We start from the raw sequence: 22,553 nt of genomic DNA, 5'->3' as shown, positions 1-22,553 counted from the left end.
ACCCGCTCGACCGACGCACAGACCACTTGAAGACTCACAGACCACCTGAAGACTCACTAGGAGTTGACGTGATTTCCCTCGAACAGATCCGCGCCGACGTCGCATCGCTGCTGGACGTAGATCCCGAGACGATCAGCGACACGGACGACCTGGTCCGTCACGGCATGCATTCGCTGCTCGTGATCAAGCTGACGAGCACGTGGCGTCGCGCCGGGCACCGGGTGCGCAGTTCGCAGCTCGCCGAGAATCCGACGATCGAGGCGTGGGCGGCGCTGTTGGGCGCCCACACGGTGACCCCCGAACCCGCACCCGCTCCGGTGCCCGCGACGCAGGACGACGACCCGGAGTTCTCGCTGGCCACCATGCAGCACGCGTACTGGGTGGGGCGGCAGGACGGTCAGGCGCTCGGTGGTGTCGCCGCCCACCTGTTCGCCGAGTTCGACGGGGAGGGCGTCGACGCCGCTCGGCTCGAGCGCGCAGTCGGACACGTCGTCGACCGTCACGAGATGCTCCGGGCCGCGTTCGGCGACACCGGTAAGCAGCTGATCCTCGACGCTCCGCCGACCCCGGTGTTCAGCGTCGTCGACCTGCGCGACGGCGTGGACGTGGACGCGCAGACCGAGCGCACCCGCGACCGGATGAGCCATCAGCTGTTGGACACCGCGGCGGGCAGTGTGGTCGAGTTCGTCTTGACGCTGCTGCCGGAGGGCCGTCACCGGCTGCACCTGGACGTCGACATGCTGGCCGCCGACGCGATGAGCTATCGCCGGGTCCTCGACGATCTCGCGACCGCGTACGAGACCGACGCCGCCCTGCCGTCGACGGAGTACACGTTCCGCGAATACCTCGCCGCCCGCGGCGACCACATCTCGGCCGACGAGTACGAGGGCGCCCGTGAGTGGTGGGCCGCCAAGGAGCCGACGTTGCCGGACACTCCGACGCTCCCGACGATCCCGGAGGACCGTCGTGCCGAACCCGATCGCAGTGTCCGCTACCACCACCAGTTGAACGCCCAGGAGAAGGACCGCCTGTACGCGGTGGCCTACGACAACGGCATCACACCCGCGGTCACGTTCGCGGCAGTGTTCTCCGAGGTCATCGCCCGCTGGTCGACCCACCAGCGGTTCCTGCTGAACGTCCCGTTGTTCAACCGGGAACCGACGCACGCCAACATCGACCAGGTGGTCGGCGACTTCACGAACTCGGTGCTGATCGACGCGGACGCCTCCCACACCGAGTCGATGATCGACCGCGGCCGCAGGCTGGCGCGCGAACTGCACGACTGCGCGGGCCACGCCGCGTACGAGGGCCTCGACGTCCTCCGTGACCTGGGTCGCCTCCGCGGAGCGCCCGTCACGCCGTCGCTGGTGTTCACGTCCGGTCTGGGCTTCGGCGAACTGTTCTCCGACCGCGTCCGCACCCTGTTCGGCGAGCCGGTGTGGATCCTCTCCCAGGGCCCGCAGGTCGACCTGGACGCACAGGTCGTCGAGCTCGACGGCGGTCTGCTCGTCAACTGGGACGTGCGCCGCGACGCACTGCCCGACGGCGTCATGGACGCGATGTTCGCCGAGTTCCGCGCGATCCTGACCGGCCTCGTCGCCGAGGACGCCGACTGGAACGACACGCTGTCGATCGCGCTCCCGAGCGCACAACGCGACGTCCGGGACACGGTCACCTCGACCGCCGCGGTCAGCGAACCGCGCACTCTGCACGGCGCGTTCTTCGACGTGGCCGCCCGCGAACCCGAGCGCGTCGCGCTGGTGACCGCGGACGGCCGCGAACTCTCCTACGGCGACGTCGCCGCGCAGGCTCGCGCGATCGCCGGTGCACTCGCCGCAGACGGCGTGGTCGGAGGCGACACCGTCGCGGTGATCGTGCCGAAGGGGCACGCCCAGGTGATCTCGGTGCTCGGCGTCCTCGCCGCCGGGGCCGCCTACCTCCCGATCGGAGTCGACCAGCCCGCGGCCCGCCGCGATCAGATCCTCGCGCGCGGCGACGTGAAAGCCGTCGTCATCGGTGACGAGACGGACGCCTCTCCGAGCGAGCCGAAGCCCATCCCGTTCGCCACCGCGCTCACCGCGGACCCGATCGACGATGTTCGCGCCGGCGACCCGGCAGGTCTCGCGTACGTGCTGTTCACCTCCGGGTCGACGGGCGAGCCGAAGGGTGTGGAGGTGAGCCATCGGGCCGCGGCGAACACGCTCGACGCGATCGCCCACGAGTTCGGTCTCGGCGCCGACGACCGCACCATCGGTCTGTCGGCCCTTGAGTTCGACCTGTCGGTGTTCGACGTGTTCAGCCCGCTGTCGCTCGGTGGAGCCCTCGTCTGCATCGACGCCGAGCGGACCCGCGACGCACAAGCGTGGGCGGCGCAGATCGCGGCGCATCGCGTCACGGTCCTCAACGCGGCGCCCGGCCTGATCGGCATGCTGCTCGACACCGCGTCGAACGACCAGCTGGCGAGCCTGCGCACGGTGATCACCGGCGGCGACCGCGTCGACGCCGAACTGGGGCGTCGTGCGCGCGCCGCCGTCCCGGGACTGCGCTTCGCCGGCCTCGGTGGTACCACCGAGACGGCCATCCACTCGACGGTGTTCGAAGTGACCGACGAGTTCCCAGCCGACTGGGACACCGTCCCGTACGGCCGCCCGATGGCGGGCTCGGCGTGCCGAGTCGTCAACGAGCGCGGCGAGGATGCCCCCGACTGGGTGACCGGCGAACTCTGGATCGGTGGCGCCGGTGTCGCCGACGGCTACCGCGGGGACCCCGAACGCAGTGCCGACCGGTTCGTCACCGTCGACGGGATCCGCTGGTACCGGACGGGCGACCTGGCCCGCTACCGTCCCGACGGGACCATCGAGTTCCTCGGGCGCGCCGACCACCAGGTCAAGATCCGCGGCTACCGCGTGGAGCTCGGCGAGGTCGAGTCGGCCGCACGCAGCGTCGACGGCGTCGGTGACGCGGTCGCCGCGCTGATCGGCGGACGGCTCAGTCTCGCGGCGACCGGCGAACACGGTGGCGCCGCGCCCGCCCCGGACGTGGTGACCGAATCGCTGAGCGGGCTGCTGCCCGACTACATGGTCCCCGAGATCGTCCTCGCCGTCGACGAGGTCCCGCTGACCGCCAACGGCAAGGTCGATCGGGCGTCGATCCGCGGCACCCTGCAGCGGGCCGTCGCAGGCACCACGCCGGGCGAATACGTCGCGCCCGGCAACGCCGTCGAGGCAGCCGTCGCATACATCGCCGAGCAGGTGCTGGGCGTCGATCGGCTCGGAGTGAGCACCGACTTCTTCGACGCGGGCGCCAACTCGATCCTGGCGACGACATTCGTCGCGAACGTGCGCAGCCTGCTCGCCGTGGAAGGCGTCGGGATCACCGCGGTCTTCAAGGCGCGGACCGTTCGCGGGTTCGCCGCGCTCCTGGCCGACCGCGAGCCGGTCCCCGGCCAGCTCGCCCAGGTCGCCGAGATCTTCCTGGAGGTCGCGGGCGTCGAGGCGCCCGCGGGCGATCTGGTCGGAGCGTCGAACTGATGCCGACTCTCGACGAGTTGCAGGCGGCGATGGCCGCCCGACTCTCTGATGCCGGGATCGCCGTCGAATCGGGTGTCCCGACGCGACGCGACCCCGAGCGGGCGCGGCTGTCGTTCAGCCAACGTCTGGTGTGGGCCCATCAGCAGCGGGTCCCCGACAGCACCGCGAACAACATCTGCCTCACCTTTACCTATACCGGTGATGTCGACGCCGACGCGCTCGGACGCGCGCTCCTCGCGGTAGTGCACCGGCACGAGGTCCTGCGGACGACCTATCACCCCGGTGAGGACGGCGGCGAACCGTTTCAGCGGATCCACGCCAGTTTCCCCCCGCCGGTGGTGACCGTCGACCTCGGCGACGCGGCCGACCCGGACGAGCGTCTTCGACGTCTCGTCGAGGACGCCGCGACCGAGGTGTTCGATCTGGCGACCGAGTCGTCTATTCGGTTGACGTTCGTGACACTGCCGCCCGCCGACGGACAGAAGCGGCTGGCGGTGGTGATCGCGATGCAGCACATCGTCTGGGACGGTATGACGTTGCCCGCGATGGCACGCGACGTCGCGCGCTTCTACACGGCGGCTCGCGAGGCTCCGGACCAGGAGTTGACGGTGGACGCGTTGTCGCCGCAGATCGCCGACTTCGCCGACTGGGAACGCGACCGCTTCGACGACACCGACCATTCGACGGACGTCGCATTCTGGGAGGACCAGTTCCGCGGCGCCGCCGCGACCGCGTCGCTCCCCTACGACCGGCGGCCGGAGAATCCGTCAGAGGTGAGCGCCCGCGCGGACCGAACACTGAGCCCGGCCGCGGAGAAGGGCTTGCGCGCGTTGGCCGCAGAACTGCGGATGCCGCCGTTCTCGGTGTTCCTCGCCGCCTACTACCTGGCGCTGCGCCAGCTGTCGGGGCGCGACGATCTGCTGATCGGCAGCACCGTCGCGAACCGCGAGGAGCGCGGCGCCCAAGCCTTGATCGGCAACTTCAGCAATTCGATCGCCCTGCGCATCCGTGGCCGAGCCGACGACACGTTCGGCGATCTCGTGCGGCGGGTGCGCGCGGTGACCGATGCGGCGTTCGAGCATCGAACGTTCCCGTTCGACGAGATCATCGAGATCGCGCGCCGGGTCACCGGTGACGAGACCGCGTACCCCTTCGACTCGCTGGTGCTGTTCCTCGACCAGAAGATCGACGGCATACATCTCCCCGACACGACGATGACCTGGGAGCTCGCCGACAAGGGGCGCGTCGCCCTGCCGTTGACTGTCGAGGCGTTCATGCACCCCGATCGCACCGAGGTGCAGATCGGCTATCAGGTCGACCTGTTCGACGCATGCACCGTCGACCGGCTGCACGACCTGATCGACGACGCGCTCGGCACGGCTGCGGTCTCGACGCCGTATGCCGCAGCGACGGTCACTGCCCGCTGACATCTCGGCCCGCGAACATCTCGGCCCAGTCACGCTCCACTACCCGTCACGCTCCACTACCCGACACCTCCACCAGCCCGACGAAAGACCGTTCCAGCATGAGCACTGTCCTCCGTGACGCCCACGGCATTCCCCACATCCGCGCCGCGTCCGCCCGGGAGGCGATCTTCACCCAGGGGTACACCACGGGTGTCGACCGCGCATGGCAGGTCGAGTTCCTGCGTCTGCGCGCCGAGGGTCGGACAGCGGAGGTGTTCGGGCCGGCCGGCGTCGGCTGGGACGAGTTCGCCCGGCGGGCCCAGATCGATCGGGCGGCCCGACGGATCCACGACGCGTCGTCCGACCGCACGCGGACGCTGTTGCGGGCGTACGCCGACGGCGTCAACCGGTCGCACGCCGACGCGTACGCCGTCGAGTTGACCGAGTTCGATCACGAGCCGACCGCGTGGAGTCCGTGGACGCCGATCGCGATCTTCATCGTCCAGCATCTGATGTTCGGTCGGTTCGCGACCAAGCTGTGGCGGCTGCACGCACGGCGGATGCTCGGCGCCGACGCGCTGGCGCTGCTCAACACCGAGGCAGGCGAACCGTCGCACGACCGTGTCCCCGCGATGCCGTCCGCGGAGTTCATGGACGAACTGCTTCGCCACCTCCCGCTGACCGCGCCCGACCCAGACGACGATGTGCCCGAGCCCGACGTGCCCGAGCCTGACGTGCCTGCGCTCGGTGACGCGATCTCCGGCAGCAACGCGTGGGGGGTCGCCGCGGCGGGCACCGACACCGGCGCACCGTTGATCGCGGGCGACCCACACCGGTTCATCGAGATTCCCGGCGTCTACCAGCAGTATCACCTGGCGTGTGACGAGTTCGACGTCGTCGGGCTCTCGTTCGCGGGCGTCCCCGGCCTCCCCCACTTCGCACACGCGTCGTCGGTTGCGTGGGGCATCACCAACGCGATGGCCGACTATCAGGACGTCTATGTCGAGAAGCTGCGACGAGTCGGCGAGTCGGTCGTCGCGGCTGCCTCCGACGGCGACGCACCGTGCGAGGTGTGGATCGAACAGGTCCGAGTGCGCGGCGGCGACCCCGTCGACGTGGAGATCATCGCGACCGCCAACGGTTCGGTGATCATCGGCGGCGCGGACGACCGGTGGGCGATGAGCCTGCGGACGCCGATGCTCTCCGACGCGACGTCGACGTTCGACGCGGTCCTCGATCTCTTGTTCGCGTCGTCGATCGACGACGTCGAACAGGCGTTGACGAACTGGGTGGAGCCACCCAACCGGATCGTCATCGGCGACTCGTCCGGCGGCCTGCGCCACCACACGGTCGGCCGGTTCCCGGTCCGCGCCGACGAGAACTACTGGCTGCCGGTGCCCGGGTGGGACGAGCGGTACACCTGGCAGGGGTACGCCGCGACGTCGCTGAGCGGCTACGACGCCGACGTGCCGACCCACGCCGTGATCGCGAACCAGCGGATCGCCGAATGCCCGCCGATGCAACCGATCACCACCGAGTGCGCTCCGGACGCGCGCGCGAGGCGAATCGACGCCCTGCTGTCCGACGATGTTCCGGTGTCGGTGGACGGCTGCGCCGACATCCACCGCGACGTCGCGAACGGGCACGTCCGCGGGCTCATCGGCCTGGTGTCCGGACTGCGCGGCCTGAGCGACGACGCGTCCGGACTTCAGTCGCGTCTGGCCTCGTGGGACGGTGCGATGCACCCCGACAGCGTCGACGCGTATCTGTTCGCCGAGTTCCGCAGCAGGTTCGTCACCGCGATCACCGCCGACGACGCGCTGGCCCCGCTCGGCGAGCCGAACGGTTTCCCGCGGTGGATGACCCCCTACTTCGTGGCCGGGACACGAATCGCCGCAGGCCTCGACGCGGCGATCGTGGGAGCACCACGAATCGGTGTGGATGTGCAGTCCATCGCCGTGCGAGTGCTCGAAGAGCTAGCGGTCGACACCGGGGGCGACGCCGGGGGCACCGCGACCGCGTGGGGCGACGTCCACGTGCTCGCCCCGTTCCACGGCATGGACTTCGCGGGCGTCACCGCGTCGTATCCGGAATTGTCCGCGTTGATGCGGCCCGAGCAGGTGCCGCTCGGCGGCGACGCCGAATGCGTGCTCGCGAACGCGAGCGCCGTCGGCTTCTCCCACGTGTGCCGTCTCGGCTCGGTCGCCCGGTACGTGTGGGACGTCGCCGACCGGGACGCCAGCCGATGGATCGTCCCGCTCGGCGTGAGCGGCGACCCGTCGTCCGACCATTTTCAAGACCAGACACGGGTGTGGGCGCGCGGCGACCTCATCGGGGTGGTCTCCGATTGGGACGTCCTCGCCCGTACCGCTGCAGCAGAGGAGATCTCGTGAGCATTCTGAACGACACCCAACGCGAACTGATGCGTCGACGGTTGGCCGCGGCAGGCATCGACGCACCGGTCGAGGACACCGCGTCTGCACCGTCGGAGCCGGCGGCCGCCGACGGCACGCTCGGCATCGCCGAACGCCGGATGTGGAAGATCTACGAGATCGACCCGACGTCCGACTCGCACAACTTCGCGGTGCATCTGACGTTCGGCGCGCCGTACACGCTCGAGCGACTCGTCGAGTCGATGGCGAAGCTCATCGCGTCGTCCGAGGTCGTCGGATCGGTGATCGACGTGACCGACGACGGACCGCGCCGTCGCCCTGCGCCACGCGTTGGCCGGTGGACGGTGCCGGGACGGGTGTGGGAGTTCGGTGACATCGCCGCCGACGTCGACGCCTCCGCGCGGGTCGTCGCACAGGCGCCGTTCGAGTTGACGCGCGAACAGCCGTGGCGGGTCCGGGTGCGGACGCTCGCTGACGGCACGGTCTCGGTGATCCTGGTGATCCACCACATCGGCGGCGACGAGACGATCCTGCCGCCGGTCCTGACCGCTCTCGTGTCCGGAAGGGCCGCGTCGTGGTCGGGCGGCGGCACCGCCGTCGACCCGTCGACACGCACCGGCGTCCACGCCGATGCCGCGGTGCGCCATGCCCAGTCCACGTGGGCCGCCGACGGGGTCCGCTATCCACTGTCGGGGGAACTGCCGTCGACCACTCCGGAGGAGAGTTGGGTGTCGGTGATGGGTGAGGGCCGCGGCGCGCTCCTGCACCGCAGGCTGCCCGACGAGGTGGTCGCACGTCTGATCGGGTTCGCCCGCACAGTCGACGCGACACCGAACTCACTGTTCGTCGCGGTGTCGGCGCTCACCGTCTACGCGGTCACCGGCACCGCCGACTTCGTGATCCTGGTGCCCGCCGACAATCGCGCACCGGCCGAGACCGTCGACCGCGTCGGCTACAGCGGCAACATCGTGCCGATGCGGTTCACGTTCGACCCGGCCGCGATGGTCGGCGACGCGGTCCGGTCCGCCGTCGCGACGGTGTTCGAGTCGATGGAGCATTCGTCGGTCGACTACGGCACGATCCTGACGGCCCTGCGTGGGTCCGGTGGACGATTCCCCGTCGCCGAGATCATGACGCTGGTCAAGAACGCTCCGTTGCGCGGCGTCCGGGTCCCCGACGGTGCTCGTGTCACGTGTGAGACGGTCTTCAAGGACGTCGTCCACTATCCGCTGAGCATCTCGTTCGAGTTCGACGAGCACGACGCGGTGCATCTGGAACTCGAGCACCGGACCGACGTCCTCGACGGCGCCTACGCCGAGCGGGTCGCCGACGTGGTGGACACCCTGACCTCACGACTCCCCGACTCCGCCGACGTCCCTCTCGCACAGTTCGTCGGCTGACGGCCGCGCACTAACCGCGGCCCAGTTCACATCTGGGCGGCTCGCGGCGGGTCCGCGCCGGGACGCGAGACGGTGACCGCGGCGGCTTTCGCCGCGAAACCGAGGACGTCGGCCCACGCATCGGCGGACATCGACGCGATCCCGTCGACTGTCAGGTCGTGTTCGAGATCGAGTCGCGCGACGAGGGCGCCGAGGACGGTGTCGCCTGCGCCGATGGTGTCGACGACCTCCGCCGCCACCCCGGGCACGCGCACCACACCGGCTGGCGTGATCGCCGCGATACCGTCACCGCCGAGCGTCACGACGACCGCTTCGACCCCGGCGTCCACCCACGCGAGCAGAGTCGGCGCGACGTCGTCGAAGGTCGAAGCCTCGGGACGATCGGTGAGCCAGGCGATGTCGTCGATCGAGGCTTTCACGATCGTGGTGTGCGCCAGACGTTCGACAAACCTGGCGCGGTACGCGGCGGGGTCGTCGACGAGCGCGGCTCGGATGTTGGGATCGACGACCGTGACGCGTCCGGCGGCTGCTTCGCGCGCGAGCACCGCGTCGTACACGGAGGCCCCGGGCTCGAGCACCATCGACACCGTGCCGAACACGACGGCGCGCACTTCGTCGGGGAGCGCACCGGGATCGGTGACGAGCCGGTCGGCGGTGCCGTCGACGTAGAACCCGTACTGGACCGCGCCCGGGTCCGAGGTGTCCGCGACCGCGAGGGTCGTCAGTTCGTCGCCGCGTTGCAGGAGCTCGAGGTCGACGCCCTCGGCACGTAGCCGCGCCACCAGCGAGTCACCGAAACCGTCGGTCGATATCCGCGACAGGAAACCGGTCCGGGCTCCGAGTCGCGCCGCCGCGATCGCCGCGTTGAACGGGCCGCCGCCCAACGCGGGCCGCAACGCGGGCGCCCCGTCGTCTGCCGTCACCGGGACCAGGTCCACCAGCGCTTCGCCACCGACCACGATCATGTCTCGACCACCTCCGGACTCCACCGTCTCACGTCGCGGGTGCGGGACGCAGCCTCCGGCTGACGGGATGCGACGTGCGGCCTCACGCAGACGCGGCCGCGATCACCTCGGTCAGCACCTCGACGAAACGTGCGGGGTACCCCGGCAGGGCGTCGGGGTCGGCGACGATGCCCAGCGTCGTCCGGTTCCCGAGGATCAGGCCGGTCACCGAGAACGAGTAGCCGATCAACGGCGACAGCGCGGTCAATTCGGCGATGTCGCGCCCCAGCACCGCGTGCACGCGAGTGAACCCAGGGTTGATGCCGATGTGGATGTCCGGGCTCATCCGCTTCATGGACTCGGCGACGATCGTGCGCATGTCCGACCACTCGATCGGCGGCGCGCCGTCGACAGCGGCCAACGCGAGGCCTAACCGTCCCTCGTCGATGAGGGCCAACTCCGAACGGGCATGCGCGATCTGACTGGCGAGGTCGGCGTCGTCGCCCGGCAGGTTGAGCAGGGACACGGCGACGGCGTTGCCGGTGTGCCGAAACTCCGGGTCGAGGGTCACGGGCAACGTGACCCGGATGTTCGACGACTGCGGACCGTCAGAGGCAGGCGGCGCGATGCTCACGGCGCGCCCGATCGCCGCGATGAGGAACTCGTGGACCGACGCGTCGTGCGCGCGGGCGGCCCGTCGAAGGGCACGGGTCGACGCCGAGAACACCGCGGTCTCGCGGCGCCCGTGCCCGGTGAGCGTCGGCCACGCGCGGCCTTCCGCACCGTCCGTCCACTGCTTCTCGAACGCCGCCCGAGCCGTCGCCAGCACGTCCTCGTCGGGATCGCCGACTCGGAAGCGAGGGCTGGTGGCGAAGCGGTCGAAACTCGCCAGGTCGTCGTCCGACCCGTCGGCGAGCAGCGCCGAGAACGCCGCACCGGCGATACCGTCCGACAGACTGTGGTGGACCTTGAGCAGGACGTGCTGCGTGTCCGGCGAGGTCAACAGGGTCAGGTGCCAGTACGGTCGCGGCTGCGGCAACGGCTGTTCGAGGAGAGCGGCCACCGGCACCGCCACGTCCCCGTCGAAGTGCACCTCGGTGACGTGAGCGGGTACGTCGACGACGTCGGCGACCACGATCTCGGGGGCCTCGTCGCGTCCGCCCCGCACACCGACGCGGAACAGTTCGTACCGTCCGACACGGTCGGCCACCCGCAGACGCACGGCGTCGAGCGTCAACGGTTCGCCGTCGGCCAGAGTCAGCAGCATTCCCCAGTGGGCGGGTGCGCCCGGGCCGTCCGAATGCAGATAGGTGAAGTCTGACGGACCGAATTCGGCGACAGACGGTTCGGCGGCAGGCGGTTCGGCGGCAGCAGTCACTGCGTGACGCCCAACTTGGCGCGGATCGCTTCTTCGAGGTCGCCGACGGTCTTGGCGTCGTAGATCTCGCGCTCGGCGAGCTTCACGCCCAGCTTCTCCTCGATCGCGACGACACCGATGGCGAACGCCACCGAATCCATGCCGAGATCGTCGATCAGCGACGACTCCTCGGTGACACCGTCGAGCGACAGGTCGAGATCCTCGTCGAGGATCTCCTTCAGCGACTCCCGTACCCGGTCAGACATTGACTACTCCTTCTGGTTGGTTCAACCCAGTGTGGTTCAGCGCAGTGTGGTTCGGCGCAGTGTGGTTCAACGCAGTGTGGTTCAGCGACCTTCGGACGCGCGCCGGTATCCGCGCACGGCCAACGGTCCGAAGACGGCGAGCAGACCGATGGTCCACACGATGGTCGCGGTGAGCGGCCCGGCGACGGGACCGCCCTCGGTCAAGCTGCGGATCGCGTCGATCGCCGGGCTCATCGGCTGATTGCGGACCACCGGCTGCAGCCAGCCCGGATACTCGGAGATCGGCGCGAAACCGCTGTTGAAGAACAGCAGGAACAGGAAGACGCCGCCGAGGAACTGCACCGACTGGGTACCCGATGCGACCGTCGCGAGCGCGATGACGGGGGCGGCGACGCCGACAGCGAAGATCATCGGCACCACCCATGCGCCGAGAGCCGGCAGCACACCCTGCTCGAAACCGAACCCCATCGTCATCGCGACGAGGAACAGCACGACGGTCGCCAACCCCGTCCGGACGGCTTCCGCGGTGAGACGGCCCGCGATGAATCCCGATCGCGACACGGGGAGCGTCCACATGCGCGCAAGCAGGCCGCTGTCCCGTTCGTGGATCAGCGACATCGCGGTCGCGATGGTCCCGTACAGCGCTCCGACGAGTGCGACGAGTCCGGTGTTGCCGAAGATGCTGTCGCCGGAACCGAGTGCGGTCACCGACTTGCCGAACACGAGTTGGAACATCAGCAGCATGAACGTCGGGAACGCCAACGACTGCACGACGATGCCGGGGTCGCGACTCCACGACCTCAACAGCGTGCCGGTGTGGACGGCGATCTGCGCGAGCGGGCCGACCGCACGTCGCGGCGGCCAGATCTGTGCGGTGGTCATCGGGTCGCCTGTCTCCGCGCGACGGCGGCGACCGCGAGCGCGCCCGCGGCCAGCAGACCCACCGCCCACCAGATCACGGCCGTCGGATTGAGGTCGGCACCGGTCGAGAGGGCGCGGAGCGCATCGGAGAACACCGACAGCGGCTGGTTCCGCACGAAGGGTTGGATCCAGCCGGGGAAGCTCTCGGCGGGGACCAGACCGGTCGACGCCATGACGAGGATCAGTTGCGGGATCATCAGGACGCTCGCGACCGCGAGGGAACTCGCGGCGACCGAGCCTGCGGCATCGGTGAGCAGGCTCAACGCCAGCCCGAAGAGGACCACCAGGACGAGGAAGCCGATCGTGTCGGCGGCATCGCCGTGGAAACGGAAACCGAGGCTGAATCCGACGATCAGACCGCCGCACACCGCCAGGCACATGCGGACGACAACCCACACCATGCGACCGAGGATCGGTGAGACGCGCGGGATCGGCAGGCTCATCAGGCGTTCGCGCACACCGGCGCGGGCGTCGGCGCCCGCCACCTCGGTCGCGGCGATCGCGGTGAAGATTCCGGTCTGCAGGAAGATGATCGGGGTCAGGAACTGGGCGTAGTCGCCGCCCGCTGCTTCGAACCGCCGGTGCAGCGGCACATAGAAGCAGAGGAAGAAGACGACGGGGCTCAATGTCGCGAACATCGCGTCGCCGGTCCGGAAGCCGGTGGCCACCTTCTGACGAGCGAGTGTCGCGGTCGCCGACAGCAGGCCGACGGACCGGCGTCGGACGGCGGCTTCGGGAGCCGACGGCACGGTCGGGGCGAGGGTCGCGGTCATCCGGCGTCGACCCCGGTCATCTGCAAGAACACTTCGTCGAGCGACGGTTGGCGCAGACCGATGTCGACGACGTCGATGTGCGCGGTGTCCAAGCGGGCGATGACGTCTCGGACGGCCGACATGCCGTCCGCGGCGCGGACCACGATCCTCGGGTGCGTCGCGGTGGACGCGTCGTCGTGTTCGATGACGTCCAGATCAGTCAGCGCGGCGAGGGCGGGTTCGACGTCGGACCGTTGCACCAGGCTCAGTTCGCACACGGCGGCGCCTGCCTGCTGTTTGAGGGTGCCCGGAGTGCCCGACGCCACGACCTTCCCGCCGTTGAGCATGACGATGTTGTCGGCGAGACGGTCGGCCTCTTCGAGGTACTGGGTGGTCAGCAGGACGGTGATGCCTTCGGCGCGGAGCCCGGCGACGGTGTCCCACACCGCCGCTCGGCTGCGCGGGTCGAGTCCTGTCGTCGGCTCGTCGAGGAACAGCACCTCCGGTCGCGTGATGAGGGCGCTTGCGATGTCGACACGTCGGCGCATGCCTCCCGACAGCGCGCCGACGCGGCGGGAACGGACATCGGCGAGGTCGAACTGGTCGACGAGATCGTCGATGCGGCCAGCCAACGCCGCACCGCGCAGACCGGTGAGGCGACCGAAGACCGACAGGTTCTCGGCGGCGGTCAGGCTGTCGTCCATCGACGCGTACTGCCCGGTGAGCGAGATCAGTTCGCGGACTCGCCCGGCTTCGGCGACCACGTCGTGTCCCGCGATCCGCGCGCTCCCCGCGGTGGGACGCTGCAGCGTCGACAGCAGCGTGACCGTGGTCGTCTTCCCGCTTCCGTTCGGTCCGAGGAGGCCGAGGATCTCACCGTGCGGCACCTCGAACGAGATCCCGTCGAGAGCGGTGACACTCCCGTACGTCTTGGTCAGATTCTCCACAGAGATCGCAGCGGGCGCTGACATGCGTCCTCCCCTTCGTGGGCGGTTCTCGACACCAGCAGATCACTGGAACATAGGTGAGCCTAACCAATTCGTGGCGGGTTGGCCACGGCGGGTGCTCGCGCACTCACCTGGACGATCTGCGTCCGTCCACGCATCCGCGGTGAATGGGTGCGTGGAACTTCGTGTCCGGCGCCGTCTCCGGCGCAGCAGCGCCGATCAGCCGAAGATCTCGGTGAACTTCTGCAACGACGTGTGCACGTCGCCTTTCACCGCGAGGGCCGCCGCCTTGCCGACCGGGCCCATCAGCGGGAGGCCGCCGAGGTCGATGAGGAAGCTGATCGTCGAACCGGCGCCGTCGGGCTTGACTGCCAGGTTCAGCTTCGCTTTGACACCGCCCTTGCCGGTACCCTTCAGGACGACTTCCCTGGGCCGATCGAACTTCTCGATCTCCCACGTGAACCGGACGCGGGTACCTTTCGCTTTGATCACCGACGACAACGTGGTGCCTTCGGCGAGCTCGTGTGCGGCGGGAAGCCGGCTGCGCCACCCGTCGTGCAACACCAGCCACTCCTCGTAGCGGGACAGGTCGGCGGCCGCCGCGAAGGTATCCTCGGGCGACAGATCGACATGAATGGAGTCACTCGTCTTGGCCATGGTCACCGAGCCTAGCGTCTGCGCACAGGCCCGCGGACTCCTCGGTCGCATCCTCACGTCGCACGGCGTGTCCGCGGTGATCACCGAGGTCGAGGCGTACGACGGCCCGCACGATCCGGCGTCGCACGCGTACACGCGGACCCCCCGATCAGAGACGATGTACGGGCCGCCGATGCGCCTCTACGTCTACCGGATCCACGGCCATCATTGCGCGAACATCGTGACCAGCCCAGAAGGCGCAGGGTCGGCGGTACTGATCCGGGCCGGCCGCGTCGTCGGCGGCCTCGACCTCGCCCGGCAACGACGCGCACCCAGGATCGACGACAAACGCAGGATCGACGACGAGTCTTTGGGCCGCGGGCCCGGCAACCTCGCCAAAGCGCTCGGCATCACCATGGCCGACCTGCGCACCGACGTCACGGCCCTGGGCGGCGTCCACCTCGGGGAGCGCGCTCAGACTCCCGAAACGATCGTCGCCGGGCCGCGTGTCGGCGTCCGGCTCGCCGCCGACGAACCGTGGCGGTTCTGGATCGGCGACGAACCGTCCGTGTCCGTGTATCGCCGCCACCCGAAAGCCTGCCGCCAGACTCGCAACTAGTGGCAAAAACAGCTAGTCCGCCGATCCGGACCACATGGTGGAACAGATCGGCGGACTACAGGATTCGCCGGACGAGTCCTACTTGCCTTCCGGCCTGTTCTCGCCGGGCTTGTTCTCGTCAGCCCGCTTCTCGTCAGCCCGCTTCTCGTCAGCACCGACTGCCTTGCGGGCCGCGTCCTGCGCCTTGTCGACCTGCGAAGCGAACTTGTTGCCGGTCGCCTTGTCGACGGCGTCGCCACCCTTCTCGATGAGGTCCGGGTTCGACTTCAGCGCACTCTTGGCCTTGTCAACGATTCCTTTGAGATCCATGGACGAAATTATAGTCACGCATTCAGCGACTCCGCCGACCGACGGCGGTCCACTACTGCGGCGAGCACACGACTGGACACCTCGACGGCGGCGCAACCGACCACCGCACACACCCCGGCGACGGCCATCATCCCGGCGTTCGACGAATCGAGATGGAACATCCGCTGGCTGAACGGCACCGTGAAGATCAGCACGTACGCGATCACCGACACTGCCACGAGCACGAGTTTCCACCATGTGTACGGGCGCGCGACCACGGCCAGGACGTACACCGCGATCGCGATCATCGTCGCCAACGCCGCCGTGGCGGCCTGCGTCTGCTGGGCGCCGATCGCCTGTGATGCTCCTGCGACCGCCGCGACCGTGTCCGACGGCGCCAACAGCACGTCGCCGGTGTAGCTCGCCAACGCACCCGAGTAGTCGCGGTTGACGAACATGAAGCAGACGAACGTCGCCAGGCCGATGATGATGCCGTTCGGAATCGCCTGGGTCAGCACGCGACGGACGAACCCGGTCTTCGCCCGCTCGTTGTTCGGCGCGAGCGACAGGATGAACGCCGGGATGCCGATCGTGAACCACGCCGAGATCGTCACGTGGATCGGCTGGAACGGGTAGCTGACGGGGTCCCAGCCGAACGCCCTCGCCAACAGTCCGGTGATGCCGATGAGGAGTGCCAACAGCACCGCGTACACAGTTTTTGTGAGGAACAGGTTCGAGACGCGTTCGATGTTGCCGATGACGCGTCGACCCTCGCCCACGACATACGGGAGCGTCGCGAACTTGTTGTCCAACAACACGATCTGGGCGACGGACCGGGCTGCCGACGAACCGGACCCCATCGCGACGCCGATGTCGGCGTCCTTGAGTGCGAGGACGTCGTTGACGCCGTCACCGGTCATCGCGACCGTGTGCCCCTCCCCCTGCAACGACGCGACCATGGCACGCTTCTGGTCTGGTCGGACACGGCCGAACGCGTCGGCGCGGTCGATCACCTGGGCGAGCTCGCGCTCCTGCGTCGGGAGCTTCCGCGCGTCGACGGCGGACTCCGGGTCGCCGAGGCCCAGCGATGCGGCGACCGCGCCGACCGAGAGCGCGTTGTCACCGGAGATCACCTTGACGGCGACGTTCTGTGAATCGAAGTATTCGATGGTGTCGCGGGCGTCGGGACGCACCCGCTGCTCCAAGACGATCAACCCGACCGGGGTGATCGCGCCGGGCAGCGTGGAGCCGGCCGCCGGTTCGGAGTCGACGAGCGTCGCGCACGTCGCGACGAGCAGGATCCGCAGCCCGGTCGAACCGAGTTCCTGCGCTGCCAGCGCGATCTCCGACTCCGGGTCGAGAAGCACGTCGGGTGCGCCGATCAACCAGTTGCCGCGGTCGACGCCGTCACCGTCGACGAACGAGATGCCGGAGAACTTGTTGGCCGAACTGAACGGCAGGATCGCCGACGTCGACCAACCGGGCGCCTCCGGATACGCCTCGGCCACCGCCTGGATGCTGGCGTTGGGGCGGGGGTCTGCCGCCGCCAGCGCAGCCATCGCGGTCTGCACCTGGATCGGGTCGAAGGCGTCGTCGACCACGCGGATCTCCGACAGGCGCATGCCGTTCTCGGTGAGCGTCCCCGTCTTGTCGGTGCACACGACGTCCACTCGGGCGAGGCCCTCGATCGCCGGGAGCTCGTTGACCAGGCACTGCCGCTGGCCGAGCCGGACGACACCGACCGCGAACGCGATCGACGTCATCAGGACCAGACCTTCGGGCACCATCGGCACCAGCGCGGCCACCATGCCGAGCAACGCGGTCCGGAGTCCGTTCTCACTGATGAACAGCTGGTTGACGATCGTCAGGATGCCTGCGGGGATCAACAGCCAGGTGATGACCTTGAGGATCTTGTCGATGCCCGCCCGCAGCTCCGACGAGACGAGCGTGAACTTGCTGGCCTCAGCGGCGAGCTTGGCCGCGTAGGCGTCCGGGCCGACCTTCGTCGCCCGGTAGGCGCCCGAACCGGAGACGACGAAGCTTCCCGACATGATCTCGTCGCCGAGCGACTTGTCGACAGCGTCGGCCTCACCGGTCAGCAGCGACTCGTCGATGTCGAGTGCTTCGGATTCGACGGTCTCGCCGTCGACCACGACCTGGTCGCCCGGCCCCAGTTCGATGATGTCGCCGACGACGACCTCGTCGGGCGCGATCTCCTGCGCTGCTCCGTCTCGGCGCACGATCGGCTTGGTCTGGCCGACGATCGCCAACCGGTCGAGAGTCCGCTTGGCTCGGATCTCCTGAATGATGCCGATACCGCTGTTCGCGATGATCAACAAGCCGAACAGCCCGTTGATGAACGACCCGGTGAACGCCACGATCGCGAACAACACACCGAGGATCGCGTTGATGCGGGTGAAGACGTTGGCCTTCACGATGTCGGCGACGCTGCGACCCGACTTGTCCGGCATCGTGTTGACCTGCCCGGCGGCCGTCCGTTCGGCGACCTCCGCCGAGGTCAGGCCGGGCAACCGGTCCATCGTCATGCTCATACGTGTCGCTCCCACCACGTCGGATCGTCTATCGCGGTTCCGACACGGTCGACCGCGTCGAGGGTGGAACCGGGTCGGGGCACGCACACGTCGATCCCGGCCGCTTCCGCCGCGGGCAGCAGCCGCCGGACAGGATCGCCCCACGAATGCCGCGCAAGGTTGAAAGTACCCCAGTGGATCGGGATCAGGAGACTGGCGCGCTCACCCCCGTTCACCAGATCATGAACGGTCACAGCCTCTTCCGGGTTGAGGTGGATGTCGGGCCACAACGGATCGTACGCCCCAATCGCGATGAGCGTCGCGTCGAACGCACCGTGCTGCTCGCCGATTTCCCGGTACCCGTCGGTGAAGCCGGTATCGCCCGAGAAGAAGAACGAGTGCGACGGTCCGCTCACCGCCCAGCTCGCCCACAGCGTCTCGTTCCGAGTAAACCCTCGACCCGAGAAATGCCGGGCCGGATACGCGTCGAACGTGAGTCGGGTGTCGCGCACCGAGACGGTGACGCTCCCGTGCCAGTCGGCGGTGCGGATCTTCTCCGCACCGATGCCCCAGTGGCGCAGGTGGGCGTCGACGCCGATCGGTGCGACGAACATCGCGTCCGGCTGCATCCGCGCGATCGTCGTGACCGTGCCGGTGTCGAGGTGGTCGTAGTGGTCATGGCTGAGCAGGACCACGTCGACGGCGGGCAGCGCCGCCGCCGTGATCGGGACGTCGTGCATCCGCTTGGGCCCCACCAGTTGCGACGGCGAGCATCGGGCACTCAGCACCGGGTCGAGGAGCACACGCACACCGTCGACGTCGACGATCGCGCTCGCATGCCCGAGCCAGGTGATCGAGAGCTCCGCAGGTACGGGCGCCACGACGGGGCGCAGCACCGGAATCACTCCGCTCGGCGCACCGGGGCGGCGCAGCATGTCGACGAACACGCCGGGACCCGGAGCGCCCTCCGCGACCGCGGCGGGCTCCCGGTTGGCGAAGACGCCGCCCGAACGATTCGGCGATCCCGCGGTGGCCTCCGCGATCGCAGCGGTCGACGCGCCCATCGCGCGCAACGGTCCAGGAATCACAGTCACCGATCCAGAATATGGTCTCGGGGCGTCGGCGCTCCGCGTGGCAGCCGAGAGAGAATGACTTCGGCACTTATTTTCGGCGTACGGCCGAAAATAAGTGCCGAAGTCCTTTCACCGACCCGACGGGCCTGTGTCATGATGATCACAAAAGTTGATCGATCGATCTACTTCCTAGACGGAGAGGCTGCACCCGATGCCGACGAGCACGTATGAGCCCGATTGGGCCGCTGTCGACGACGCCGTCCGCCGGGCCGGGCTCGACTCCCCCGTTCTGGCGCTCGACCTCGACGCGCTCGAAGCCAACATCAACGATCTGCGCCGTCGCGCGAACGGCGTCCCGATCCGCGTCGCGTCGAAGTCACTGCGGGTGCGTTCGATGATCGACCATGTCCTCGAACGCGACGGCTTCGCCGGAGTCTTAGCTTACGATGTCGCCGAAGCGCACTGGTTGGCGACCGAGTCGGGTGTCGGCGACGTCCTGCTCGGCTATCCGACCTGCCGCCGCGAAGCGCTCGCGGCTCTCCTCGCCGACGAGACCGCGTGCGCGCGAGTGACCCTCCTCGTCGACGACCGGGCCCAACTCGACGTCATCGACTCGGTGACCCCGCCCGGCAAGCGTCCGACAGTCCGCATCGCCATCGACCTCGATGCGTCACTCCGCATCGCGGGCGACCGCGTCCACCTGGGCGTCCGTCGGTCGCCCATCCACTCCGTCGGGCAGGCGACCGCTCTCGCCCGAGCGGTGCAGGCCCGCGACGGGTTCCGCCTGGTCGGCGTCATGTCGTACGAGGCGCAGGTCGCCGGGGTCGGGAACGGGGTCGACGGCAAGACCGCCATGAACACCGCTGTACGCGCGATGCAGGCGGTGTCGATGCGTGAGCTCCGACATCGGCGAGGCGACGTCGTCGCGGCGTTGCGGCACATCGCCGACCTCGAGATCGTCAACGCAGGCGGCACCGGATCACTCGAGGAGACGGCGAAGGACACGTCGGTCACCGACATCGCCGCGGGATCCGGGCTGTTCGGCGGGCACCTGTTCGACAACTACCGCCACTTTCGTCCCGCCCCGGCGATGGCCTTCGGCCTCGACGTGCTGCGACGGCCCGCTGACGGAATCGTCACATGCGGCAGCGGCGGATGGATCGCGTCCGGGCCGCCCGCCCTCGACCGTCTACCGAAACCCGTGTGGCCGGCAGGCCTGGAGTACGTGGGCACCGAGTCGGCAGGCGAAGTGCAGACTCCGCTCGCAGGCGAAGCTGCCGACGAGTTGTCGATCGGCGACCGAGTATGGTTCCGCCACACCAAGTCCGGCGAGGTCTGCGAACGATCCGAGCGGGTGGCGCTGATTCGGCGAGACGCGGCGGGCGTCGCCGACGTCGTGGACGTGGTCCCGACCTATCGAGGCGAAGGGAAGTGCTTCGGATGACTGGAATCTGGACTAACTGGGGCGGCACCGTCTCGTACACGCCGGCCGAGGTGATCACGCCGCGGACCGTCGACGACCTGGCCGACGCGGTCCGCGGGGCGGTCGGGCGCGGCGACCCGGTGAAACCGGTCGGCGCGGGCCACAGCTTCACACCGATCGCCGTCGCACCCGGCATCCAGGTGCACCTGTCGGGACTGCGCGGCGTCCGAGCCGTCGACCTGGACCGCAAACGAGTGACGCTCGCCGCGGGAACTCACCTGCACGAGATCCCGGGGATCCTGGAGCCGCTCGGGCTGGCGATGGAGAACCTCGGGGACATCGATCGTCAGACCATCGCCGGGGCGACGTCGACGGGCACCCACGGGACCGGCGCCCGGTTCGGCGGTATCTCCACGCAGATCCGCGGGGTACAGCTCGTCGACGGCACCGGCACGATCCGCGACATCGGCGAGGACGACCCCGACCTGAAGGCGGCTGCCCTCGGTCTCGGCGCGCTCGGTGTACTCACCGAGATCACCCTGCAGTGCGTCGACGCGTTCGCCGTCCGCGCCGTCGAAGGCCCCGGGGACGTCGACGACGTCGTCGACGGGTTCCTCGACCGGGTCGCCGAATTCGACCACTACGAGTTCTACTGGTTCCCGCACACGCGCGCGACGCTCACCAAGTCGAACAGCAGGCTGCCCGCGGACACCCCGTCCGACGGCCCGAGTCCGCTGCGCCGCTACATCGACGACGAACTGCTGGCCAACCGCACTCTCGGAGCGCTGACGGCTGCGGGGTCACGGGTGCCGCGAGTGGTCCCGGTGTTCAACCAGGTGGTCGGCCGCGCGTTGTCGGCGCGCGCCTACACCGACCGGTCGGACAAGGTGTTCGTCTCCGATCGTGATGTCCGTTTCCGCGAGATGGAGTATGCGCTCCCGCTCGCCGAGGTGCCGGACGCACTACGCGAGGTCCGGTCGGTGATCGAAGGTCGCCACCGCGTCAGCTTCCCGATCGAAGTACGGTCTGCAGCCGCAGACGATCTCATGCTGTCGACGGCGAGCGGCCGCCCGTCCGGCTACATCGCCGTTCACCGCTACCACCGCGACGACCCCGCCTCGGTGCGGGACTACTTCCGCGACGTCGAAGCGATCATGACGGCCCACGGCGGTCGCCCGCACTGGGGCAAGCTGCATACACGCGACGCCGACTACTTCCGCGAGGTGTATCCGCAGTTCGACGCGTTCCTCGCCGTGCGGGACCGCTTCGATCCGCAGCGTGTGTTCACGAACCCGTATCTGGAGACCGTCCTGGGTTCGTGACGCCTACTTGCCCTGGAAGACCGGCGGTCGCTTCTCGTCGCGGGCGGCGCGAGCCTCTTTCGCGTCGTCGCTCATCCATGCGGCGATCATCGCGTCGTGCCGGTCCTTCGGCGCCTCGTCGCGCGCGCCGTCGCCGGTGAAGACCATCTTGTAGTGGCGGAGCGTCAGCGGTGCGTAACCGGCGATGGTGGCGGCCCAGTGCTGGGCGTCGGCGAGGTCGCCGATCTTGTTGGCGAAGCCGAGATCGTAGGCGCGGTCCGCCGAGAGCGGCTCACAGCCGATCAGGATGCCGCGCGCGGGGCCGCCGCCGACGAGTGACACGAGACGCCGGATCGTCCATTCGTCGAGGGCGACGCCGATCTTCGCCGCCGGGATGCCTGCGACGGCTCCGGGAGCGATGACCCGCAGGTCCGCGGCCATCGCCAACTGGAGTCCGCCGCCGAGCGCCGGACCGTTGACGGCGGCGATCACCGGAATCGGTGTCGACTCGATCTGCTCGATCACCTCGACGAGCCGTTCGGGGAACGCCGGGTCGTACACCGGCCCCGACAGGTCGGCGCCCGCGCTGAACACCGGACCACGCCCGGTCAGGACGATGACGCGTGCACCCGCGTCGACGGCGTCGGTGAATGCCTGCGACAGGTCGCGCAGCATGTCGTAGTCGAGGGCGTTGCGCTTGGCCTCGCGGGCCAGCTCGATGGTGGTCACTGGGCCGGCTGTGCTGCTCACGATCATGGATGGCAGG

General features: G+C 69.0%; 18 protein-coding genes. 7 read left to right on the top strand and 11 right to left on the bottom strand.

The genetic code is table 11. The features are described from left to right. Positions 1-68: 68 nt before the first annotated feature. The 4 genes from L5G28_RS06190 (at position 69) to L5G28_RS06175 (ending at position 8,729) form a co-directional block, all read left to right on the top strand. Positions 69-3,530: a non-ribosomal peptide synthetase gene (locus L5G28_RS06190; RefSeq protein ID WP_237000766.1), complete on the top strand. Its 3,462-nt coding sequence runs from the start codon at positions 69-71 to the stop codon at positions 3,528-3,530. After that, positions 3,530-4,957 carry a condensation domain-containing protein gene (locus tag L5G28_RS06185; protein ID WP_237000765.1) on the top strand — a complete coding sequence of 476 codons (1,428 nt, stop codon included), beginning with the start codon at positions 3,530-3,532 and terminating at the stop codon, positions 4,955-4,957. The genes L5G28_RS06190 and L5G28_RS06185 overlap by 1 nt, the downstream gene beginning before the upstream one ends. Positions 4,958-5,055: 98 nt before the next feature. After that, on the top strand, positions 5,056-7,329 hold the full coding sequence (locus L5G28_RS06180; RefSeq protein WP_237000764.1) for a penicillin acylase family protein: 2,274 nt from the start codon (positions 5,056-5,058) through the stop codon (positions 7,327-7,329). Then, positions 7,326-8,729 carry a condensation domain-containing protein gene (locus L5G28_RS06175; RefSeq protein WP_237000763.1) on the top strand — a complete coding sequence of 468 codons (1,404 nt, stop codon included), beginning with the start codon at positions 7,326-7,328 and terminating at the stop codon, positions 8,727-8,729. Before L5G28_RS06180 ends, L5G28_RS06175 begins: the two co-directional genes overlap by 4 nt. 26 nt (positions 8,730-8,755) lie before the next feature. On the opposite strand, the gene L5G28_RS06170 is transcribed toward L5G28_RS06175, so the two are convergent. The 7 genes from L5G28_RS06170 to L5G28_RS06140 form a co-directional block, all read right to left on the bottom strand. Beyond that, complete coding sequence (locus tag L5G28_RS06170; protein WP_237000762.1) at positions 8,756-9,694, bottom strand: carbohydrate kinase family protein; 939 nt, start codon at positions 9,692-9,694, stop codon at positions 8,756-8,758. A gap of 82 nt (positions 9,695-9,776) precedes the next feature. Continuing rightward, the gene (locus L5G28_RS06165) at positions 9,777-11,051 is read right to left on the bottom strand and encodes a wax ester/triacylglycerol synthase domain-containing protein (protein WP_237000761.1); all 1,275 of its coding nucleotides are present in this window, start codon (positions 11,049-11,051) and stop codon (positions 9,777-9,779) included. Further along, positions 11,048-11,296 carry an acyl carrier protein gene (locus L5G28_RS06160; RefSeq protein ID WP_236996139.1) on the bottom strand — a complete coding sequence of 83 codons (249 nt, stop codon included), beginning with the start codon at positions 11,294-11,296 and terminating at the stop codon, positions 11,048-11,050. Before L5G28_RS06160 ends, L5G28_RS06165 begins: the two co-directional genes overlap by 4 nt. Before the next feature lie 81 nt (positions 11,297-11,377). Next, complete coding sequence (locus L5G28_RS06155; RefSeq protein WP_236996138.1) at positions 11,378-12,178, bottom strand: ABC transporter permease; 801 nt, start codon at positions 12,176-12,178, stop codon at positions 11,378-11,380. After that, the gene (locus tag L5G28_RS06150) at positions 12,175-12,990 is read right to left on the bottom strand and encodes an ABC transporter permease (RefSeq protein ID WP_237000760.1); all 816 of its coding nucleotides are present in this window, start codon (positions 12,988-12,990) and stop codon (positions 12,175-12,177) included. The genes L5G28_RS06155 and L5G28_RS06150 overlap by 4 nt, the downstream gene beginning before the upstream one ends. Next, the gene (locus tag L5G28_RS06145) at positions 12,987-13,940 is read right to left on the bottom strand and encodes an ATP-binding cassette domain-containing protein (protein WP_237000759.1); all 954 of its coding nucleotides are present in this window, start codon (positions 13,938-13,940) and stop codon (positions 12,987-12,989) included. Before L5G28_RS06145 ends, L5G28_RS06150 begins: the two co-directional genes overlap by 4 nt. Before the next feature lie 195 nt (positions 13,941-14,135). Continuing rightward, the gene (locus L5G28_RS06140) at positions 14,136-14,573 is read right to left on the bottom strand and encodes a type II toxin-antitoxin system Rv0910 family toxin (RefSeq protein ID WP_237000758.1); all 438 of its coding nucleotides are present in this window, start codon (positions 14,571-14,573) and stop codon (positions 14,136-14,138) included. Here L5G28_RS06140 and L5G28_RS06135 point away from each other — a divergent pair. Then, positions 14,551-15,171, top strand: coding sequence for a DNA-3-methyladenine glycosylase (locus L5G28_RS06135; RefSeq protein WP_237000757.1), 621 nt, complete (start codon positions 14,551-14,553; stop codon positions 15,169-15,171). The genes L5G28_RS06140 and L5G28_RS06135 overlap by 23 nt on opposite strands. Before the next feature lie 78 nt (positions 15,172-15,249). On the opposite strand, the gene L5G28_RS06130 is transcribed toward L5G28_RS06135, so the two are convergent. From L5G28_RS06130 to L5G28_RS06120, 3 genes are read right to left on the bottom strand one after another with little or no spacing between them, the layout of a single operon-like run. Beyond that, on the bottom strand, positions 15,250-15,480 hold the full coding sequence (locus tag L5G28_RS06130; RefSeq protein ID WP_237000756.1) for an antitoxin: 231 nt from the start codon (positions 15,478-15,480) through the stop codon (positions 15,250-15,252). A gap of 14 nt (positions 15,481-15,494) precedes the next feature. Next, positions 15,495-18,011: an HAD-IC family P-type ATPase gene (locus L5G28_RS06125; protein ID WP_237000755.1), complete on the bottom strand. Its 2,517-nt coding sequence runs from the start codon at positions 18,009-18,011 to the stop codon at positions 15,495-15,497. Then, positions 18,008-19,084, bottom strand: a complete 1,077-nt coding sequence (locus L5G28_RS06120) for an MBL fold metallo-hydrolase (RefSeq protein WP_237000754.1) — start codon at positions 19,082-19,084, stop codon at positions 18,008-18,010. Before L5G28_RS06120 ends, L5G28_RS06125 begins: the two co-directional genes overlap by 4 nt. 190 nt (positions 19,085-19,274) lie before the next feature. Between L5G28_RS06120 and L5G28_RS06115 the strand changes: the two genes are divergently transcribed. Continuing rightward, complete coding sequence (locus L5G28_RS06115; RefSeq protein ID WP_237000753.1) at positions 19,275-20,507, top strand: alanine racemase; 1,233 nt, start codon at positions 19,275-19,277, stop codon at positions 20,505-20,507. Further along, positions 20,504-21,808: a D-arabinono-1,4-lactone oxidase gene (locus tag L5G28_RS06110; protein WP_237000752.1), complete on the top strand. Its 1,305-nt coding sequence runs from the start codon at positions 20,504-20,506 to the stop codon at positions 21,806-21,808. The genes L5G28_RS06115 and L5G28_RS06110 overlap by 4 nt, the downstream gene beginning before the upstream one ends. A 3-nt stretch (positions 21,809-21,811) precedes the next feature. Here the strand turns inward: L5G28_RS06110 and L5G28_RS06105 are convergent, their stop codons facing one another. Then, positions 21,812-22,543: an enoyl-CoA hydratase gene (locus tag L5G28_RS06105; protein ID WP_237000751.1), complete on the bottom strand. Its 732-nt coding sequence runs from the start codon at positions 22,541-22,543 to the stop codon at positions 21,812-21,814. Positions 22,544-22,553 lie beyond the last annotated feature (10 nt).

Source organism: Gordonia liuliyuniae, from assembly GCF_021739025.1.
In the GTDB taxonomy this organism is placed as follows: Bacteria; Actinomycetota; Actinomycetes; order Mycobacteriales; family Mycobacteriaceae; genus Gordonia; species Gordonia liuliyuniae.
The sequence above is the reverse complement of the archived record's forward strand: the minus strand, read 5'-3'. Positions and strand labels throughout refer to the sequence as shown.

What these genes read in the sequence shown, in the direction of transcription:
- L5G28_RS06185 (WP_237000765.1), top strand. Translation starts at nt 3,530, where the DNA reads ATGCCGACTCTCGACGAGTTGCAGGCGGCGATGGCCGCCCGACTCTCT.
- L5G28_RS06180 (WP_237000764.1), top strand. Translation starts at nt 5,056, where the DNA reads ATGAGCACTGTCCTCCGTGACGCCCACGGCATTCCCCACATCCGCGCC.
- L5G28_RS06170 (WP_237000762.1), bottom strand. Translation starts at nt 9,694, where the DNA reads ATGATCGTGGTCGGTGGCGAAGCGCTGGTGGACCTGGTCCCGGTGACG.
- L5G28_RS06160 (WP_236996139.1), bottom strand. Translation starts at nt 11,296, where the DNA reads ATGTCTGACCGGGTACGGGAGTCGCTGAAGGAGATCCTCGACGAGGAT.
- L5G28_RS06155 (WP_236996138.1), bottom strand. Translation starts at nt 12,178, where the DNA reads ATGACCACCGCACAGATCTGGCCGCCGCGACGTGCGGTCGGCCCGCTC.
- L5G28_RS06150 (WP_237000760.1), bottom strand. Translation starts at nt 12,990, where the DNA reads ATGACCGCGACCCTCGCCCCGACCGTGCCGTCGGCTCCCGAAGCCGCC.
- L5G28_RS06145 (WP_237000759.1), bottom strand. Translation starts at nt 13,940, where the DNA reads ATGTCAGCGCCCGCTGCGATCTCTGTGGAGAATCTGACCAAGACGTAC.
- L5G28_RS06135 (WP_237000757.1), top strand. Translation starts at nt 14,551, where the DNA reads ATGGAGTCACTCGTCTTGGCCATGGTCACCGAGCCTAGCGTCTGCGCA.
- L5G28_RS06140 (WP_237000758.1), bottom strand. Translation starts at nt 14,573, where the DNA reads ATGGCCAAGACGAGTGACTCCATTCATGTCGATCTGTCGCCCGAGGAT.
- L5G28_RS06130 (WP_237000756.1), bottom strand. Translation starts at nt 15,480, where the DNA reads ATGGATCTCAAAGGAATCGTTGACAAGGCCAAGAGTGCGCTGAAGTCG.
- L5G28_RS06125 (WP_237000755.1), bottom strand. Translation starts at nt 18,011, where the DNA reads ATGAGCATGACGATGGACCGGTTGCCCGGCCTGACCTCGGCGGAGGTC.
- L5G28_RS06115 (WP_237000753.1), top strand. Translation starts at nt 19,275, where the DNA reads ATGCCGACGAGCACGTATGAGCCCGATTGGGCCGCTGTCGACGACGCC.
- L5G28_RS06110 (WP_237000752.1), top strand. Translation starts at nt 20,504, where the DNA reads ATGACTGGAATCTGGACTAACTGGGGCGGCACCGTCTCGTACACGCCG.
- L5G28_RS06105 (WP_237000751.1), bottom strand. Translation starts at nt 22,543, where the DNA reads ATGATCGTGAGCAGCACAGCCGGCCCAGTGACCACCATCGAGCTGGCC.